Raw genomic sequence first — 18914 nt, forward strand, 5'->3', positions numbered from 1 at the left:
GGCCACAGCGGACACCTCGAGTCAGCTGACCCGCAAGATCCGGTTGAAGGTGCCGTTGGTCAGTTCCGCGATGGACACCGTGACCGAGTCGCGGATGGCGATCGCGATGGCCCGGGCCGGCGGCATGAGCGTGGCATCGTCCGCAGCACCATCCCGACCTGGATCAGGTACAGGATGCCCGACCAGAGGTACATCGCGAGGCCCCAGATCAGGAAACCCCAGCCGATGGCCAGCACGACCCGGCTCCACTGCGCGTCGAACTGACCGAGCAGCACCAGCGGGAGCCCGGACATCAGCGCGAACGTGGCGGCCTTGCCGATGTAGGTGACCGGCAGCGCCGACAGGCCGCGGCTGCGCAGCAACGGCAGCGTGCCCGCCAGCACCAGATCCCGGCCGAGCAGCAGAGCCACCACCCACCAGGGAATCGCACCCGCCACCGCCATGGAGACCGGGACGACGATCATGTAGATCCGGTCGACCAACGGGTCCAGCAGTTCGCCGAGTCGCGACGACTGGTTGTCGAAGAGCCGCGCGATCTTGCCGTCGGCCCAGTCGGACACCCCGCTGAACATCAGCACCGCGACGGCCCAGCCGGTCGCCTCCGTCAACAGCAACCACAGGAACACGGGCACCAGCACGAGACGGATCACCGACAGCACATTGGGCACCGTCAACACCCGGTCACGCACGGGAGCGTGGTCCATGCGGTAAACCTAGCGGAACACCCCGGGCAGACTCAGCGCCGACAGGGTGTCGTCGGCCAGCGGGTTGTCGTGCACCATGTACGTCCACGTCGACGTCGGCCGGGCCAGCTTCGACAGGTCGACCCCGGGCTCGTCCTCGATCGACGGTGCGGTCTCGAAGGTCTGCTGGGCGGCCTCGATGGCGTCGGCGGCCAGCGAGGCGAACGCGTCGACGGCCATCCGGTGGAACTCGTCGAGCGGGTTCTGCCTGCCCAGTGCGCGCAGGTGGATGCTCTCGCGGATGTCGGACAGGAACGCCAGGTGATCGGCCCAGGCCCGGTCGAGGTGGTACAGCATGATCAGCCGGCAGATCTTCTCCAACTTCTCGTCGGCGTCGTCGCCGAGCCGCTCGCTGACCTCGGCGTAGCGCTCCGGTGACCGCTCGGCCAGCTCGTCGCGGGCGGTGGCGGTACGCAGCAGCTTGTCGCGACGTTCGACCAGGATCGCGCGCTGCTGGGCGATCAGCTGGTTGTAGCGCCAGGTGTTGGCGTGCACGTCGAGCAGCCGGCCCTCGGCGACGCGCTGGGCGTGCTCGAGCAGGGTCGCCGCCTTCGGGCTCACCACCCGGCCGTTCTCGTCACACTCGAGCGGCAGCTTGTTGTCCTCGAGGTGCGACACCACCAGGTCGTCCTCCCAACTGGAGAAGAAGACCGAGGTGCCGGGGTCGCCCTGGCGTCCCGCGCGTCCGCGCAGCTGGTTGTCGAGCCGCTCGGTGTGGTGACGCCCGGTGCCGATCACGTGCAGACCACCCAGCTCGGCCACCTGGTCATGGCTCGATTCATCCGAGCCGCCGAGCCGGATGTCGGTGCCGCGGCCGGCCATCTGCGTGGACACCGTGACGGCGCCCAGCTTTCCGGCTTCGGCGATGACTGCGGCTTCCTCGGCGTCGTTCTTGGCGTTCAGCACGACCGCGGGCACCCCGGCCTTGACCAGCCGCCCATGCAGGTCCTCGGATTCCGCGACGTCGCGGGTGCCCACCAGCACCGGCTGCCCGGTCTCGTGGATCTCGGCGATGTGCTCGACGATGGCGTCGTTCTTCGCCGCGATGGTCACGTACACCCGGTCGGTCTCGTCCTCGCGGATGTTGGGCTTGTTCGGCGGGATCGGCGAAACCCCGAGCTTGTAGAACTGCCGCAGCTGTTCACCGGCGGCCAGCGCGGTGCCGGTCATCCCGCAGACCCGCGGGTACCGGTTGATCAGCGCCTGCACGGTGATGGTGTCCAGCACCTCGCCGGTCTCGGTGGTCTCGATGCCCTCCTTGGCCTCCACCGCGGCCTGCAACCCGTCCGGCCAGCGCTGCAGTGTGGCGATGCGGCCCCTCGAGGCGTTGATCAGGTGCACCGCGTCGTCGCGGACGATGTAGTGCACGTCGCGCTGCAGCAGCACGTGGGCGTGCAGCGCGACGTTGATCTCGGTCAGCGTGGTGGCGACGTGTTCCTCGGAGTACAGGTCGATGCCGCCGAGCGCGGCCTCCACCTTGCGGGCGCCGGCCTCGGTGAGGTGGACGTTGCGGCTGTCGTTGTCGGTGGCGTAGTCGGTGTTCTCGTCGAGTTCGCCGACCAGGCGGATCAGTTCCAGCCGCGGCGTCTCACGGTGGCTGGTCCCGGCCAGCACCAGAGGGACCAGTGCCTCGTCGACGAGCACCGAGTCGGCTTCGTCGATCAGCGCCACGTCGGGGTTCGGGGAGACGAGGTCCTCGACGTCGGTGACCAGCTGATCACGCAGCACGTCGAAGCCGATCTCGTTGACCGACGCATACGTGATGTCGCACTGGTAGGCGGCGCGCCGCTCGGCGGCGGTGGAGTCGGCGGTGATCCAGCCGATGCTCAGACCCATCGCCTCGATCAGCGGCCCCATCCACTCGGCGTCGCGGCGGGCCAGGTAGTCGTTGATGGTGATGACGTGCACGCTGCGGCCGGCCAGCGCGTAACCGGCCGCGGCGATCGCGCCGGACAGCGTCTTGCCCTCGCCGGTGGCCATCTCGACGACGTCGCCGGCCAGCATCCGCAGCGCACCCAGCAACTGGACGTCGAACGGACGCATCTGGGTAGTCCGCTCGGCGGCCTCACGGGCGATCGCCAGGAACTGCGGGATGTCGGCGGCGTCGGCGAGGTCGTCGAGCTCGAGCAACTTCGCGGCCTTGCGCATCTGGTCCTCGTCGAGTTCGGCGGCCTTCGCGTCGAACTCGGCCGCCTTGCGCACCAGACCCATCGAGCGGGCCTGGTCCTTGTCCGTGCTGGCGCCGAGCAGCTTCCAGAATCGGCCGGACAGCCGGCCGGTCTTCGCAGAGTCAGTCTTGGAGGAGGTGCGTGCCACACGATTACGGTACGCGTTCGGATTCGCGACGGGTCTCCCCGCCGGGCCGTGCCCTGCGGTAGCTTCGCCGCAGGCCGGAACGTGCGCGAAGGGGGGTCGCTCGGCGGTGGACACGGTTGACACCCAGACGTTCCGGCCGGCCCTCGACTGGAGCCGCGAGTTCTACCACTCGCTGTCCTGGATCGGCACGACGTTCGCGCTGACCGCGTTGTGCCTGCTGGTGATCCTCGTGCTGCTCGGCCGGTTCACCGAATGGGGCCGCCAGTTCTGGCGCGTCACGGGCGGTTACTTCACCGGCAGGCGCAGCGCGGTGGTCTGGCTGCTGTTCGCGCTGCTGCTGTTGTCGGTGATCGTGTCGGTCCGGTTGAACGTGCTGCTGACCTACTACGTCAACGACCTGTTCACGTCGCTGCAGGTGGCCTTCCAGGGCGGCATGTCCAGCGGCGTCGCCGGCTTCTGGGCGTCGATGCGCGTGTTCGCGGTGCTGGCGGTGTGTTTCGTCGTGCGCCTGCTGGCCGACATGTACCTCACCCAGCGGTTCATGATGCGGTGGCGGGTCTGGCTGAGCCGGCGCTTCATCGACGACTGGCTCGGCGACCTCGCCTACTACCGTGCGCAGTTCGCGGGCCGGCCGATCGACAACCCGGACCAGCGGATCCAGCAGGACATCGACGTGTTCACCGCCGGTGTCGGCGGCACCCCGAACAACCCGATCTACAACTCGGGCAACACCCTGCTGTTCGGCGCCGTGGAGGCCGTGCTGTCGGTGCTGTCGTTCGGCCCGATCCTGTGGCGGCTGTCCGAGCCGGTGACCGTCGGCGGGCTGACGCTGCCGCGGGCGCTGTTCTGGATCGTGGTCGTCTACGTGCTGGTCGCCACGATCGTCGCGTTCGTCATCGGGCGTCCGCTGATCCGGCTCAGTTACGTCAACGAGTTGCGCAACGCCGGCTTCCGGTATGCGCTGGTCCGGGTCCGTGACGCCGGCGCCGCGATCGGGCTGTACCGCGGCGAGCCGGCGGAACGATCGGTGCTCAAGGGCCGGCTGGACGGGGTGATGGCCAACTACCGCCGGTGGCTGCACCGGATGATGCTGTACTTCGGCTGGAACGTGTCGGTGAGCCAGACCATCAACCCGCTGCCCTGGCTGGTGCAGGCGCAGGGGCTGTTCGCCGGCCGCATCACCTTCGGCGACGTGTGGCAGTCGTCCAACGCGTTCGGCGCGATCCACGACTCGCTGTCGTTCTTCCGCAACGCCTACGACCAGTTCGCGAGCTATCGCGCGGCGATCATCCGGCTCGACGGGCTGGTCGACCAGAACACCCGCGCGGGCGCGTTCACCGCGGTGGACACCGGGCACTCCGGCGACGGGATGCTGTCGGTGGAGGGTGTCGAGGTGCGCAAACCGGACGGGACACCGCTGGTGCGCACCCTCGACCTGCAGGTCGAGACCGGTGAGGCGCTGGTGATCACCGGCCCGTCGGGGATCGGCAAGTCGGTGCTCGTGCAGAGCCTGGCCGGGATGTGGCCCTACGCGTCGGGCCGGGTGCTGCTGCCCGACGGCCGCGACGAGGCGATGTTCGTCCCGCAGCTGCCGTACTTCCCCGTCGGTGACCTGCGCACCGTGGTCTCCTATCCGCAGCCGTCGGGCACGTTCGAGGACACCGTCATCCAGAAGGCGCTGCTCGACGTGGCGCTGCCCCAGCTGGTGATCCGGCTCAACGACGAGCAGGACTGGGCCAAGGTGCTCTCGGTCGGCGAGCAGCAACGCATCGCGTTCGCGCGCATCCTCGTCACCCGCCCCAGGACGGTGTTCCTGGACGAGTCGACCTCGGCGATGGACGAGGGTCTGGAGCAGACGCTCTACCGGTTGCTGCGGACGGAGTTGCCCGACACCATCGTGGTCAGCGTGAGCCACCGCAACTCGGTCACCCCGTTTCACGGCAGGCGCCTGGAACTGGTCGGCGGCGGCGCGTGGCGGCTGGAGCGACTCGACGGTCCGGCATAGCCCCGCCAACACGCCGCACTCTGACCGGCGCGGTACCTTGCCCGCATGGAAACGTTCACCCCGACCCTGGACTGGGGCAGCGAGCTGTGGACCTCGCTGTGGTGGATCGCCCAGGGCTGGGCGTACGCGGCGGTGGCCACCATGGTGGTCCTGTTCCTGATCGTGCGGTTCACCACCTGGGGTCACCAGTTCTGGCGCGTCACCCGCGGCTACTTCACCGGTCCGGAGAGCGTGATCGTCTGGCTGTGGCTGGCCGGGATCCTGCTGCTGGTGATCCTCAGCGTGCGGCTGTCGGTGCTGTTCAGCTTCCAGGGCAACGACATGATGACCAGTTTCCAGGTCATCGCGGCCGGGGTGGGCGCGGGCGACGACGCGGTGAAACAGTCCGGCGGAGACGGATTCTGGCTCTCGATGGGCGTTTTCGCGGTGCTGGCCGTCATCAACGTCGTCAGCATCATGGTCGATCTGCTCGTCACGCAGCGGTTCATGCTGCGGTGGCGGACGTGGCTGACCGATCAGCTGACCGGAGACTGGCTCGACGGCAAGGCCTATTACCGGTCCCGGTTCATCGACGACACCATCGACAACCCCGACCAGCGCATCCAGGCCGACATCGACATCTTCACCGCCGGCGTCGGCCCGCTGCCGAACACGCCGAACAACACCTCCGGTTCGACGCTGTTGTTCGGCGCCATCTCGTCGATCGCGGCGATGATCTCGTTCACCGCGATCCTGTGGAACCTCTCGGGGCCGGTGACCCTGCCGTTCGTCGGGATCGTGTTGCCCAAGGCGATGTTCTGGATCGGCATCGCCTACATCCTGTTCGCGACGGTGGTCGCGTTCGTGATCGGCCGGCCGATCATCACGCTGTCGTTCAACAACGAGAAGTTCAACGCCGCCTTCCGTTACGCGCTGGTCCGGCTGCGTGACGCGGCCGAAGCGGTGGCCTTCTACCGCGGCGAGTTCGCCGAGCGCACCGGTCTGCGCCGGCGGTTCGCCCCGATCGTCGAGAACTACAAGAAGTACGTGAACCGGATGGCCGGCTTCCTCGGCTGGAACCTGTCGATCACCCAGGCCCAGGAACTGATCCCGTACATCGTGCAGTTCCCCCGGTTCTTCAGCGGTGAGATCACGCTGGGGCAGCTGTCGCAGACGGCGGGCGCGTTCCGCGAGATCCTGACCGGGCTGTCGTTCTTCCGCAACGCCTACGACCAGTTCGCCGGGTACCGCGCGGCGATCATCCGGCTCTACGGACTGGTGGTCGCCAACGAGGAAGGCCGGGCCCTGCCGTGTGTGGATTGCGAGGATTCCCGCGACGGGCGCGTCGAACTCGACGACGTCGAGGTCCGTACGCCCGACGGAAGGCAACTGGTCCGCCCGCTCGACCTGACCCTGGAACCGGGCGACGCGCTGGTGGTCACCGGACCGTCCGGCAGCGGGAAGACGACGCTGCTGCGCAGCCTCAGCAAGTTGTGGCCGTACGCGTCGGGCACGGTCAAGTCCCCGATGGACACCAACATGACGATGTTCCTCTCCCAGCTGCCGTACGTGCCGCTGGGCGACCTGCGCACCGTGGTGTCCTACCCGAACAAGGCCGGCGACGTCGACGACGCGTCGCTGCGGGACGTGCTGAACCGGGTGGCGTTGCCCCACCTGGTCGACCGGCTCGACGAGGAACTGGACTGGGCCAAGGTGCTCTCCCCGGGCGAGCAGCAGCGAGTCGCGTTCGCGCGGATCCTGCTGACCAAGCCCAAGGCGGTGTTCCTCGACGAGTCGACCTCCGCGCTCGACGAAGGACTCGAACTGATGCTGTATCAACTGGTCCGCAGCGAGCTGCCGGACACCATCCTGGTCAGCGTCAGCCACCGCAGCACCGTCGAACAGCACCACACCCGGGAGCTGAAGCTGCTCGGCGACGGCCAGTGGGAGCTCGGCGAGCTGGCGGCGCAGCGCGGCTAACGCCGCGCTGCGTGCTCTCCCGCCCGCCGCCCGAAAAACGACCCCTCCCCCAGCTGCGTGCCGCTGGCATACCCCTTGCCGTCCTGGGCGATGTTGCACGCACACGCGCCGGCGGCGTACAGGCCGGGGATCGCGCTGCCGTCCTCGCGCAGCACCTCACCGTCGATGGACACCTTCAGCCCGCCCATCGTGAACCCGGAGTACATCGCGCGGCCCAGTGACAGGTCGAACACCGCGAACGGCCCGTTGTCCTGTGCCGCAAGGTATTCGGGCTGCTTGTGGAAATCGGGGTCGACACCCCGGGCGGCATTGGCGTTGTAGCGTTCCAGCGTCGCGGTGAGGTTGCCCTCCGGGATACCGAGTGCGGACTCGATCTCGGCGACGGTCTCGTAGCCGTCGATGAACTTGATCAGCGGCATCTCCGGCATCTGCATGTGCGCCTCGTCGACCACCAGGTACGCGGTCTGCTCCGGCTGTTCGAGGACGAACGCCGAGGTGCGCGAATGGTAGGAGTCCTCGGCGACGAACCGGTGGCCGTCCTTGTTGACGATCACGCCGGTGAGCAGGATCTCCGGCGGGTAGGCCGCGGCGGTGATGAACAGCTGATCGAGGTTGGCGGCGACCCCGCCGGCCGAGACGCCGAGCTTGATGCCGAGCCCGTCGTCGTTCGGGTTGCCCAGGATGTACGGCGCGACCGTGCCGTGGTGTTTGGTCTTGCGTTCCTGGCCCAGGGCAGGCGTGTACTCGGCCACCATGTCGGCGTTCATCGCGAACCCGCCTGCGGCGATCACCACCGATTTCGCTTTCACCTCACCGGTTTCGGCGAAGTGTTTCCACCGCACCCCGACGACCTCGCCGTCGTCCCCGGTGACCAGCGCGGTCGCCCCCGTCTCGTAGCGGATCTGCACGCCGAGGTCGGCCGCGCGCTTGAGCAGCAGGTCGATCACCATCGCCGCGCCGCCCAGTTCGCCGGGCACCGGCACCGAGTGCCCGCGGGGAGCCGGCGTGGCCTGTTCGCAGAACGGCCACACCTTCTCGTTGCCGGTGTAGGACAACCCCTCGGTGCCCGGCGGCACCACGACCTTGCCCGGGTAGTAGCTGCGCTCGAACTGGAAGCCAAGGCTCTCAAGCCAATTGAAGTGCTCGACGCTGCCTTCGCAGTATGCGCGGATCTTGTCGTGTTCCGGGTCGCGCGACTGCGACACCAGGTACTTGTACATCTCCTCGGGCGTGTCCTCGTGTCCGGTGGCCTGCTGCACCGCGGTGCCACCACCGAGATAGAAGTGGCCGCCCGCCATCGACGTCGTCCCGCCGGCGGCTGCCGCCTTCTCCAGCACCAGGACCCGGGCCCCGGCCGCCGCGGCGCTGACGGCCGCGCACCCTCCCGCGATGCCGAACCCGATGACCACGACGTCGGCCTCGTCGGACCAGGATGTGACGTCACCGACGTGCACCGTGTCCGGGATGTTCTGGATACTCACTTCTGCTCCTGTTTGACGTGATCGAAGAACGCGCGGATTTCTGGTGGGATGTAGGCGAATTCGATGAACGGTACGCCCGCGTCCGCTGCGGAGGCGTAGGCGAACCGCATGCCGCCGGCCATCGTGCCCGCCATGACGATGTCGGCCTGCCCGACCGCGGCGTCGAACGCGTCGGCGTCGAAGGTTCTGCACACGTGGTGCAGTCCCGGCCCGCAGCGGTCGAGGAACTCGCGGTAGATGCTCGGGCCACGCACCGGGGCGATCACCTCGAGTTGGGTGTCGCCGGCGTAGCTGAGCGAGATGTCGGCGACGTGATCGGCGGGCAGCCCCCGGTAGGTGCAGGTGTCCGGACCGAAGTGCACCGCGGGCATGCGCACCCACCTGCGGGCGCCCAGCAACGACGTCAGCGCCGCCTCGGTGGCGGCGAGGTCGTCGGTCACCCAGGCGATCTGGACAGGTGTCTGGTCGGGCATCGCTTGAGAGGATATCGCCAGCCGCCCCGGCAAGCTAGAACGTGTTCTAATTCGAGCACAACAGCGCGGTCAGCAGCGCCACCTGCGTGTCGAAGAGCGCCGCGGGTTCGGTGAACGTGTCCGCGCCGTACTGGCCGAACACCTCGAGGCTGATCGCTCCGATGAGCCCAGCCCACAGCACCATGCTCCTGGCCACCACGCCGTCGCCTGCCTCGAAGCCGAACTCCTCGCGCAGGCGCGCAAAGTCACCCGAAAGCGGTTGGGCCGCAGCCGCATCCGTCGACGGTATGTCTCCGGCGGCGATGCCCGCGGCCACCACTGCCAGCAGCGAGCCGACGACCCGGGTGCCCGGTCCGACCGTCTTCTCCCGCGGGGCGTGATAGCCGGGGACGGGACTGCCGTAGAGCAGTGCCCAACAGGCCGGCTGCGCCACGGCCCACTCCCGCGCGGCGCGAGCCATCGCCGCGAGTCGGCCCCGCCAGCCCCCGGTCGCGGTGTCGCGGGCGCGGTCGACGGCGTCGGCGAGGTCGGTGTACGCATCGACGAGCAGCAGCGTGAGCAGCTCGTCACGGCTGGCGACGTAGCGATAGACCGCCGAGGACACCATGCCGAGGTCGCGCGCGATCGCCCGCAGCGACAGTCCCGCCGCGCCGTCGGTCACCAGGTGGGCCCGGCCGAGCTCGATGATCCGCCGCTCGATGCGGTCGCGGCTGTCCTGGCGCTTGCCCACGCGGCCAGTCTTGCATCTAGAATCGAGAGCAGTGCTCTCAAATTGTCTGCAGAACGGAGAAGGACCGATGACAGCCCGCTACGACGCACCCGGTCTCGGGGCCCGCGTGTTCAACGACATCGTCCGCCGGCTCGCCGAGACGGGCATCAGCATCCAGGGCAGCACCGCGATCCGGGTGCGCGGGCGCACCACGGGCCGGCTGCGCGGCGTCGTGGTCAACCTGCTGACCGTCGACGGCCGTCGCTATCTGGTCTCGCCCCGCGGGAACACCCAGTGGACGCGCAACGCCAGGGCCGCGGGGCGGCTCGAGATCGGACCGCGGTGGCGCCTCCGTACGCATCCGCTCGTGGAGGTCGGCGACGACGCGAAACCGGAGCTTCTCCAGCGCTACCTGCAGAAGTGGTTCTGGCAGGTCAAGGGCCACGTCGGGGGTCTGACCCCGGAGTCGACGCCCGACCAGATACGAGCGGTGGCGCCGTCGATCCCGGTTTTCGAGATCCGCTGACGCTAGGGCGCGGCGATCGCCGAGGCGGCGGAGATGGTGTCGGCCTGCGCCTGCTGACTGGCCACCTGCCACGAGATCGCGGCGGGCAGTGTGCCCCAGGTGCTGTTGAACAGGCCGATCAGCACGGTGCGTCCGTCCGGGGTCGGCGTGTACACCGGACCCCCGGAGTCACCCTTGCGGCTGACCACCCCGTTGGTCATCGTGAACCAGCCGTTGTTCACCGACTCGACGGTGCCGCAGCTCTCCCCGGTGACGACACCGAAATGGCACACGGGCATGCCCCGCACCGGCACCACCGCGGGATCGGTGACCAGCACCTTGCCGCCGGGCAGCACGTTGTTGACCGCGACGTGCGGGGCCAGGTGGATCACCTCCCAGTCGGTGATCTGGTGATTGGTGTCGATCGTCATGCCGTCGGGGGTGTTGTCGCGGAACGATCCCTGCGTGCCGATCACGGTGCCGAACTTGTCCGACACGGTGCCCGAGGCGCGGCAGTGGCCCGCGGTGTATCCGATCCGGGTCTGCGGGTCCACGTATCCGAGGGTGCACAGCACGGTGTCCTGGTGGATCTCCATGCCGGGGAAGACGAGGACGCCGGGCTGGGCGTGGGCGGGCGCCGACTGCAGCGCGAGCGCGAACGCGGGTGCGAGGACGGCCAGCAGCAACTGGAGCAACCGAGATGACGACCGAACAGACACAGCCCCTCCGCCCTACCCGTGATGATGATGTAACCAGCTCATCGCGGCGGGATAAAGGGTCGTTACAAACGGTTCAGGAGTCGAACCCGAGCCCGGCGGCATCGAGCGCCCGCAGCAGCAGGTTGCGCCGGCCGGCGGAATGGTCGGCACGATCCAGTGACCATCGGGTGGCCTGGATGCCGGCGCTGGCCAACGGCTCGGGCGGAAACGGCAACGGCTTCTTGCGCACCATCTCCAGCTCGGTGCGCGGTGTCGGTGTCCCGTCCAGCAGGTCAAGGCAGACGTCGGCGGCGAACCGTGAGGCGCCGACACCCAGCCCGGTGAAACCGTTGACGTAGGCGACGCGGTCCTCGCGGGCCAGCCCCCAGTGCGCGCAGAACCGCGTGTTGGTGTCGATCGCGCCCGCCCAGCGGTGGGTGAACCGGACGTCGTCGAGCTGCGGGAACGTGATGAAGAAATGCGCCGCGAGCCTGCGGTAGGTCTGCTGCCGGTCCTCGTAGGACGACCTGACCCGCCTGCCGAAGTGGTAGACGGCGTCGTAGCCGCCCCACACGATCCTGTTGTCCCGCGTCAGGCGGTAGTAATGGAACTGGTTGGCGCTGTCGCCGACGCCCTGTCTGCCGCGCCAGCCGATGCGGTCGCGCTGCGCGTCCGTCAGCGGTTCGGTGGCCAGCACATAGTCGTAGACGGGCACCGTGTAGAGCCTGTTGCGGCGCAGCAGGCTGGGAAACACGTTGGTCGCCAGCACCACGTGGCGGCAGGTGATCGCAGGCCCGTCGGTGTGGACGCGCAACGCGGCACCGCCGGAGTCGATCCGCGTCGCCGTGACGTGCTCGAACACCTCCACACCGGCCTCGCGGCACGCGCGGGCCAGCTCCAGCGCCAGCTTCGCGGGGTTGACGATCGCGCAGCTGTCCGGGCTCAACAGGCCCGCCCGGTAGGTCAGCGAATCGACTTCGGCACGCACCTGGGTTCGATCCAGGAGCCGGCCCTGTCCGTCGGCGGCCGCCTCGGTGAGCCATTCGACCTGATGGGCCTCGGTGGCCACGGTGAGCATGCCGGTGCGTTCCCACTCGACGTCCAGCCCGAGCTGCGTGATCTCGTCCTGCATGCCGTCGAGGTTCTCGCGGCCCATCGCCTCGAGGTCGTCGATCTCGTCGGGCCAGCGGGATTTTCCGTTTTCGTAGCCGTGCGTCAGGCTGGCGTCGACGAAGCCGCCGTTGCGCCCGGACGCGGCCCAGCCGATGCGGTCGGCTTCGACGAGGACGATGCGGCGGTCGGGATGACGACGGGCTGCGTGCAGCGCACTCCACAAGCCGGTGTAGCCGCCGCCGATGACGAGCAGATCGCAGGTGACGGGCCCGGACGGCGGCGGGAACTGCGGGCGCGGCATGTCCAGCCACACCGAACCCGTGGTGCTCGCGGCCAGTGCCCTGTCCACCAGCGCCCGGTCGACAGGGGCGTCGAAGACGGTCGGCACACCGCGCACACTACGGCGCGGCATGCGCCTCTGTCCTGGTCCCCGACGCCGCGGCGGGCTGCCATCCCGGTGGACCGAAGATGTACCCGAGCTTGGCGCGCAGCCCCCGCGCCGAGCGCACGTCCCGCCCGATCGCCACGTACTCGTGTGTCTCCAGTTTCCAGATGTTGAATGTGTCGACCGGTTTGGTCAGCCCGTAGCGGGGCCGGAACACCTCGGGCTGGAACGTGCCGAAGAGACGGTCCCAGATGATCAGGATTCCGCCGTAGTTCTTGTCCAGGTAGAGCTGGTCCATGCCGTGGTGCACGCGATGGTGCGACGGCGTGTTGAAGATGAACTCGATGGGCCGCCAGAGCTTTCCGATCCGCTCGGTGTGGATCCAGAACTGGTAGATCAGGCTGAACGAGAAGGACACGAACACCATCCACGGCGGAACACCCAACAGCGGCAACGGAATCCACATCAGGATCTCGCCGCTGTTGTTCCACTTCTGCCGCAGTGCGGTCGCGAAGTTGAAGTACTCACTGGAGTGGTGCGCCTGGTGGGTCGCCCAGATCAGCCGAACCCGGTGTGCCGTGCGGTGATACACGTAGAACAGCAGGTCCACCCCGACGAGCGCGATGACCCACGTGTACCACTGCGTGGCCGGCAGATGCCAGGGCGCCAGGTAGGCGTAGATGGCGGCATAACCCAACAGCGCGAAGAACTTCCACACGCCCATGGTGACGATCGACACCAGCCCCATCGACAGGCTCGCCCACGAGTCCCGGCTGTGGTAGGCGCCCGCGGCGGGACGGTCCTCGGCGTGCTCGAGTTTGCGCGCGGCCGCCCACTCGATGGTGAGCAGCAGCAGGAAGAACGGGATCGCGAACAGCACGGGTTCGCGCATCTGCGGCGGAAGGAAGTCCAGGAACTCCACGGCGAGCACCTCCGAGGTGAGTCTAAGGCCCTACAGGAAGCTCAGGACGTCATCGCCCCAGGCCCGGCGGACACCGGCGTCGAGGTCGTCGACCACGGTGTCCTGCTTGTCGATCACCAGCGTCGCGCGGTCATCGGCGCCGTACGGCCGCCACGCCGGGGCGCCACCGGGGGCGTCGGGCTTCCCGGTCGCGGCGAAGTTGACCCAGCGTGCCCGCATCCGCTCCGAGACCGCGGTCCCGGCCTTGCGGCCGCCGAGCGCGAACGTCGGATCCTTGCGGCCCGCCATCAGATTGCCCCAGACGAACGGCAGCTCGGTGGCGTGGGCGGCGTGCAGGCGCACGAGGCGGAGCAGCGGCGTCGAAAAATCGAAGCGGTAGAGGTACACCGGCGCGACGGAACGGTGCCCGTCGGCGAACCAGATCGACGGCATCCGGAAACCGAGATCACCGGTCAGGCTCAGGCCGCGGCCCTTGCCGCGCCCGCGGTAGGTGCCCTTGAGGACGTCCTCCCCCGGCAACCGGAGATCGGGTTGTTCGGCGGCGATCTCGGCGAACATCGTCTTGATGGACTCCGGCGCGATCGGCAGCAGCGGCGACTTCATGTACCGGAACAGCGCTGCCTCGTTCTTGTTGGTGCCGATGATCAGCGGCACCGGGTGGGTCAGACCCTTCCTGGCGGCGTTCACCGGGTAGTCCGGGATGAGGTCCCCGTCCACGGTCGGCGCGAACGCGAGCGTGCCCGGAGTGCGGGCGGGCACCTCGTCGAACACCGTCCGCGAGGCCGAAACCAGTGCCTCGATCGGCGCGTCGGCGAGCCGGTGCAGATCGTCGGGCCGGGCGCCGAGCACGTCCAGGAAGCGTTCGGCGACGCGCTGCGCGCGGCCCAGATCGTAGATCGAGGTGACCGGTGAGCTCTGTGCGATCGCCGCGCCGAACAGTCCGGCCGCGGCAGGACTGGCCAGCAGTGAGGTCACGATGCCGCCGCCGGCGGACTCCCCGAACACCGTCACCCGCCCCGGGTCGCCGCCGAACGCGGAGATGTTGTCCCGCACCCATTCCAGCGCGGCCAGCACGTCGCGCAGACCCAGGTTGGTCGCGAACCGGTCCCGGTCGCCGCCGAGCGTGGACAACTCCAGGAAACCCAGCGCGCCGAGCCGGTAGTTCACGGTCACCACAACCGCGTCGCCGCCGGTGGCGAGCGCGCGCCCGTGGTAGAGCGGCTGGCTGGCCGAGCCCAGGATGTAGGCGCCTCCGTGCACCCACACCAGGACCGGTTTGTCGTCGCCGGCCTCGGTGCCCGAGGGTGTCCACACGTTCAGCGTCAGGAAGTCCTCACCCTGTGGGGCGCCGAGGTCGATCGGGATCTTCGGATCGGTCGGCTGCGGGCACACCGGGCCGACCCCGCTCGCGTCGACGGGCTCGGACCACCGCTGCGGTGGACGGGGGGCGCGCCACCGGAGCTCGCCGACCGGCGCCGCCGCGTAGCGAACGGCGCGCCACGACTTCACGGTGCCGTCGTCGACGCCCCGAACGGGCCCGTTGGTGGTGTCCACGACGGGCCGGGCGGTTGCTGAGCTGCGGGTGGATGCATCCGCTGTCATGCCGGGCTCCTTCGGTCGATTCTGGTACGCCACTGTACCAGCGTGGGGTCCGCGATCAGGTGCGGCGCCGGGCGCCGAGCGCCCCGGCGAGCAGCACCAGGATCACCCCTGCGACCGGGACGGTGAGCAGGCCGGCACGCAGGCTCGTCGCGTCGGCGACGACCCCGACGATCAACGGGGCACCGAGAAACCCGACCCGCATCAGCCATGTCAGCACCGTGAGCCCGGTGCCGACCCGCAGACCGGGAAGTTCGTCGGCGGCGCGCATCGCCGCGGGCACCACGGTGGCCACGCCGAGCCCCGCGGCGGCGAACCCGACGATCGTGCCGGGCACCGTCGGGAACGCCAGGGCGGTGCCCATGCCGACCGCCGCGAGCACTCCCCCGCTGCGGGCCACGGTACGTTCGCCGAACCGGTCGACCAGTCGGTCACCGAGCATGCGCCCGACGAACATGGCTCCGACGAACGCGACGTAACCCAGCACGGCGACGGCGCCGGGAGCGCCGAGGCTGTCGCGCAGGTACAGCGTCGCCCACGAGCTGCCGGCGTCCTCGACCGTCGCGTCCGCCACCGCGATGCCGACCAGCGCCGCCAGCGTCAGCAGCACCGCTGCGCTCACCCCGCGCCCGTCAGGGTCCCGCCCCGAAGGATGGTCGTCATGGTCCGGGCCGTGCAGCAGGTACGGGTAGGCGGCCAGGGCGACGGCGCAGAACACCACCGCCGCGATGCCGAGATGGATCGACCGCGGAACTTCCAGTGCGATGGTGCCCGCACCCAACAGACCCCCGACGATCGCGCCGACGGCCCACACCGCATGCAGGGAGTTGATGATGGACCGACCGTAAAGGCGTTGCAGCCGAAGCCCGTTGACGTTCTGCGCGACGTCGGCGACCGCGTCGCACGCACCGGCTGCGAACAGCGCCACGGCGAACAGCAACGGTGTGGTGGCCAGCCCGGCGACCACGATCAACAGCGCCAGCGCGATGGTCGTGGCGATGACGACGCGGGCGCTCTGGAACCGCCGGATCAACGCCGCGGCCGCAGGACCGGCCACCAGCGCGCCGGCCGAGAACGACGCGACGGCGGCGCCGTAGACCGCGTTGGACATCGCGAGGTCGGTTTTGATTTCCGGATACCTGGGCAGCAGGCTGGCGAACAGCGCGCCGTTGGTGAGGAACAGTGCGGCGACCGCGACCCGAGCTGACGCCATTGCAGCGACCCTACCGGTGCCGTCTCGACGTTTGCGCAGCCGCTTCACAGGGCAAGATTGGCGCCATGTCGGATGACTCGGATGTGCCCGCGGAGCTGGTCGACCTCGCGCACCGGTATGGGGTGGCGAGTGCGTACACGGACTGGACGGGGAGATCGGTCCCGGTGTCGGCGTCCACGCTGATCGCGGTGCTCGAGGCGCTGGGCGTCCGGGCCGCCACCGACAGCGACCGTGCCGAAGCCCTCGCCCGGCACGATCGCGATCACTGGGCCCGCCGGCTTCCGCCGTCCATCGTGGGCCGCACCGGCGCGACGACACCGTTCTGGGTGCACGTCACCCACGGCGATCCGGCACGGCTGTGGTTACGACTCGAGGACGGCAGCGTGCGCACGGGTCTGCGTCAACTCGAAAACAACAGGCCCCCTTTCGATCTGGACGGCAGACTGGTCGGTGAGGCCAGCTTCGAGCTGCCCGCCGACCTGCCGATGGGTTACCACCGGCTGTACCTGCAGGTGGGTGAGTCCGACGTCAGCACCACGGTCATCGTGGCGCCGGCGAGGCTGTACTGCGCCGACCGGCTCGGCCCCGGCCGGGCGTGGGGTCTGGCCACCCAGCTCTACAGTGTGCGGTCCCGGAATTCGTGGGGTGTGGGCGATCTGACGGATCTGACGGACCTGGCGGTGTGGTCGACGGCGCGATACGGAGCGGGCTTCGTGCTGGTCAATCCGCTGCATGCGGCCGCGCCGATAGCGCCGATGGAGCCGTCACCCTACCTGCCGACCTCGCGCCGGTTCGTCAATCCGATGTACCTGCGGGTGCAGGCGGTGCCGGAGTTCGCCTATGTCCGGCACCGCAGCCGGATCCGCAAGGCCCAGACGCAGGTGCAGACCCGCGCCGACAGGTCACCGCAGATCGACCGGGACGCCGCGTGGACGTCCAAACGCGCGGCGCTGGAGACGCTGTACCTGGTGGAGCGGTCCGCCGGCCGGGAGATCGCCTATCGGGCGTTCCAGCAGCGGGAAGGGCGCAGCCTCGACGATTTCGCGACGTGGTGCGCGCTGGCCGAACAGTACGGGGCCGACTGGCGGCAGTGGCCCGAGGAGCTGCAGCATCCGCGCAGCGCGGCGGTCGCGGCGTTCGTCGACGAGCACCCCGCCGAGGTGGATTTCCACCGCTGGCTGCAGTGGCTCGTCGACGAGCAGCTCTCGACCGCGCAGGACCGCGCGGTCCAGGCGGGCATGGAGCTGGGCATCATGCACGACCTCGCGGTCGGCGTGGACCCGAACGGCGCCGACGCGTGGGCATTGCAGGACGTGCTGGCGCTGGGTGTGACCGCGGGTGCGCCGCCGGACGAGTTCAATCAGCTCGGTCAGGACTGGTCGCAACCGCCGTGGCGGCCCGACCGGCTCGCCGAAGCGGCGTACGAACCGTTCCGGGCGATGGTCAGCGCCGTGCTCAGGCACGCGGGCGGGGTGCGGATCGACCACATCATCGGGCTGTTCCGGTTGTGGTGGATTCCCAAGGGCGCGTTGCCGACCGAAGGCACCTACGTGCGGTACGACCACGAGGCGATGATCGGGATCGTGGCCCTGGAGGCGCAGCGGGTGGGCGCCGTCGTCGTCGGCGAGGACCTCGGAACTGTGGAGCCGTGGGTTCGGGACTACCTGCGGGACCGCGGCTTGTTCGGCACGTCGATCCTGTGGTTCGAGAGCGACCGGGACGGCGACGGTGGTCCGCTGCCGGCCGAGCGGTGGCGGCAGTACTGCCTGTCGGCGGTGACGACCCACGACCTGCCTCCGACGGCCGGGTATCTGGCGGGCGAGCATGTGCGGTTGCGTGACGAACTCGGCCTTCTCACCCGCCCGGCCGAGGAGGAGTTGGCCGGTGACCGCGAGCATCAGCAGGCATGGATGGCCGAGCTGCGCCGGGTCGGCCTGCTCGGCGAGGAATCCGACGACGTCGACGAGGTGGTGCTGGCCCTGCACCGCTATCTGGGTCGCACGCCGTCGCGGTTGCTGTCACTGTCGCTGGCCGATGCCGTCGGCGAGGTGCGGACCCAGAACCAGCCGGGAACCACCGACGAGTATCCGAACTGGCGCGTCCCGCTCGCCGGCCCGGACGGCAGGCAGGTCCAGTTGGAGGACATCTTCGAAGACCCGCGCGCCGCAGCGCTCTGCGACGCGATGCGGGCCGCGGTGAAGCCGCGCTAAAACGGCGGTGGGTCGTCGCCATAGTCGGGTGGGGGTCGTTCGGCGGCGGGGGCGCGGTGTTGTTCGAGGGCGCGTTGGGCGGCGTTGTAGTCCCGCTCGGCCTTGATCCGTGCGGTGTTCTCGGCGGCGCGGGTGCGTCCTCGCCGCGGCATTTTCGCGGTCCGGCCGGGATCCGGCGGCGGCTGGCTCATCGGCGGTAACTCCGCGGTGCTGGTGTCCCAGGCTGGGAAGAACAGCCGGCTGCCTGGCACCGTGGTGTATCGCTTGCCGGCCGGGGTCGTCCAGATCACCGTGCCATCAGGGAGCTGCTCGTCGCGCCAGCCGTCGCCGAAGGTTTTCGCCAAATGATGGCTGCGGCATTTGCAGTTCAGATTCGAGGCATGGGTGGGCCCGTAGGGCCAGGGCACCACATGGTCGATATCGCAACGCTCGGCCGGCACCGTGCACCCGGGAAAGCGGCAGAACAGATCCCGGGCCCGCACGAACGCCGCCAGCCTGGCCGACGGCCGATACTGCGGTTCGGGATCGGGCCCGGGCAGCCACAGCGCCTTGATCGCCGCCCCACCCCGGATCGCCTCGGCCA

The 18914-nt window shown here is 69.2% G+C and carries 14 protein-coding genes and 2 pseudogenes; 5 read left to right on the forward strand and 11 right to left on the reverse strand.

Annotated features, from left to right (window positions below; translation table 11 throughout):
• A pseudogene (locus ASJ79_RS34635) lies at positions 1-169 on the forward strand (IMP dehydrogenase); the annotation flags it as partial.
• Here the strand turns inward: ASJ79_RS34635 and ASJ79_RS29960 are convergent.
• Together ASJ79_RS29960 and secA2 are read right to left on the reverse strand one after the other, a co-directional pair.
• Positions 126-704, reverse strand: a pseudogene (locus ASJ79_RS29960) (CDP-alcohol phosphatidyltransferase family protein); the annotation flags it as partial. The pseudogenes ASJ79_RS34635 and ASJ79_RS29960 sit on opposite strands and share 44 nt — an antisense overlap.
• Positions 705-713: 9 nt before the next feature.
• Positions 714-3059, reverse strand: a complete 2346-nt coding sequence (gene secA2, locus ASJ79_RS29965; RefSeq protein WP_067963462.1) for an accessory Sec system translocase SecA2 — start codon at positions 3057-3059, stop codon at positions 714-716.
• A 106-nt stretch (positions 3060-3165) separates the two neighbouring features.
• On the opposite strand from secA2, the gene ASJ79_RS29970 reads away from it, so the two are divergent.
• Both ASJ79_RS29970 and ASJ79_RS29975 read left to right on the forward strand, forming a co-directional pair.
• Positions 3166-5064 carry an ABC transporter ATP-binding protein/permease gene (locus ASJ79_RS29970; RefSeq protein ID WP_067963467.1) on the forward strand — a complete coding sequence of 633 codons (1899 nt, stop codon included), beginning with the start codon at positions 3166-3168 and terminating at the stop codon, positions 5062-5064.
• 45 nt (positions 5065-5109) lie between these two features.
• Positions 5110-7023, forward strand: coding sequence for an ABC transporter ATP-binding protein/permease (locus ASJ79_RS29975; protein WP_067963470.1), 1914 nt, complete (start codon positions 5110-5112; stop codon positions 7021-7023).
• Here the strand turns inward: ASJ79_RS29975 and ASJ79_RS29980 are convergent.
• The 3 genes from ASJ79_RS29980 to ASJ79_RS29990 are packed head-to-tail and all read right to left on the reverse strand — an operon-like array spanning position 7020 to position 9707.
• Positions 7020-8504: an FAD-binding protein gene (locus ASJ79_RS29980; protein WP_082754151.1), complete on the reverse strand. Its 1485-nt coding sequence runs from the start codon at positions 8502-8504 to the stop codon at positions 7020-7022. The genes ASJ79_RS29975 and ASJ79_RS29980 overlap by 4 nt on opposite strands.
• Entirely contained in the window at positions 8501-8977 is a 477-nt protein-coding gene (locus ASJ79_RS29985) for a VOC family protein (RefSeq protein ID WP_067963473.1), read from the reverse strand. The genes ASJ79_RS29980 and ASJ79_RS29985 overlap by 4 nt, the downstream gene beginning before the upstream one ends.
• A 46-nt stretch (positions 8978-9023) precedes the next feature.
• Entirely contained in the window at positions 9024-9707 is a 684-nt protein-coding gene (locus tag ASJ79_RS29990) for a TetR/AcrR family transcriptional regulator (protein WP_067963476.1), read from the reverse strand.
• Positions 9708-9774: 67 nt separating this feature from the next.
• Between ASJ79_RS29990 and ASJ79_RS29995 the strand changes: the two genes are divergently transcribed.
• The gene (locus ASJ79_RS29995) at positions 9775-10212 is read left to right on the forward strand and encodes a nitroreductase/quinone reductase family protein (protein ID WP_067963479.1); all 438 of its coding nucleotides are present in this window, start codon (positions 9775-9777) and stop codon (positions 10210-10212) included.
• A 2-nt stretch (positions 10213-10214) separates the two neighbouring features.
• Here the strand turns inward: ASJ79_RS29995 and ASJ79_RS30000 are convergent, their stop codons facing one another.
• The 5 genes from ASJ79_RS30000 to ASJ79_RS30020 form a co-directional block, all read right to left on the reverse strand.
• On the reverse strand, positions 10215-10910 hold the full coding sequence (locus ASJ79_RS30000) for a hypothetical protein (RefSeq protein WP_369803790.1): 696 nt from the start codon (positions 10908-10910) through the stop codon (positions 10215-10217).
• 73 nt (positions 10911-10983) lie between these two features.
• Positions 10984-12390: an FAD-binding oxidoreductase gene (locus ASJ79_RS30005; protein WP_067963495.1), complete on the reverse strand. Its 1407-nt coding sequence runs from the start codon at positions 12388-12390 to the stop codon at positions 10984-10986.
• A gap of 10 nt (positions 12391-12400) precedes the next feature.
• Positions 12401-13279 carry a sterol desaturase family protein gene (locus ASJ79_RS30010; RefSeq protein ID WP_067963498.1) on the reverse strand — a complete coding sequence of 293 codons (879 nt, stop codon included), beginning with the start codon at positions 13277-13279 and terminating at the stop codon, positions 12401-12403.
• A 60-nt stretch (positions 13280-13339) separates the two neighbouring features.
• Positions 13340-14911 carry a carboxylesterase/lipase family protein gene (locus ASJ79_RS30015; protein ID WP_067963484.1) on the reverse strand — a complete coding sequence of 524 codons (1572 nt, stop codon included), beginning with the start codon at positions 14909-14911 and terminating at the stop codon, positions 13340-13342.
• A 55-nt stretch (positions 14912-14966) separates the two neighbouring features.
• Positions 14967-16121, reverse strand: coding sequence for an MFS transporter (locus ASJ79_RS30020; RefSeq protein ID WP_067963487.1), 1155 nt, complete (start codon positions 16119-16121; stop codon positions 14967-14969).
• Positions 16122-16186: 65 nt separating this feature from the next.
• Between ASJ79_RS30020 and malQ the strand changes: the two genes are divergently transcribed.
• Positions 16187-18331 carry a 4-alpha-glucanotransferase gene (malQ, locus tag ASJ79_RS30025; protein ID WP_067963490.1) on the forward strand — a complete coding sequence of 715 codons (2145 nt, stop codon included), beginning with the start codon at positions 16187-16189 and terminating at the stop codon, positions 18329-18331.
• On the opposite strand, the gene ASJ79_RS30030 is transcribed toward malQ, so the two are convergent.
• The coding region (locus tag ASJ79_RS30030) for an HNH endonuclease signature motif containing protein (protein ID WP_197420439.1) at positions 18328-18914 on the reverse strand (587 nt) is incomplete at its 5' end. The genes malQ and ASJ79_RS30030 overlap by 4 nt on opposite strands.

This window comes from Mycobacterium sp. NAZ190054, from assembly GCF_001545925.1.
Classification (GTDB): domain Bacteria; phylum Actinomycetota; class Actinomycetes; order Mycobacteriales; family Mycobacteriaceae; genus Mycobacterium.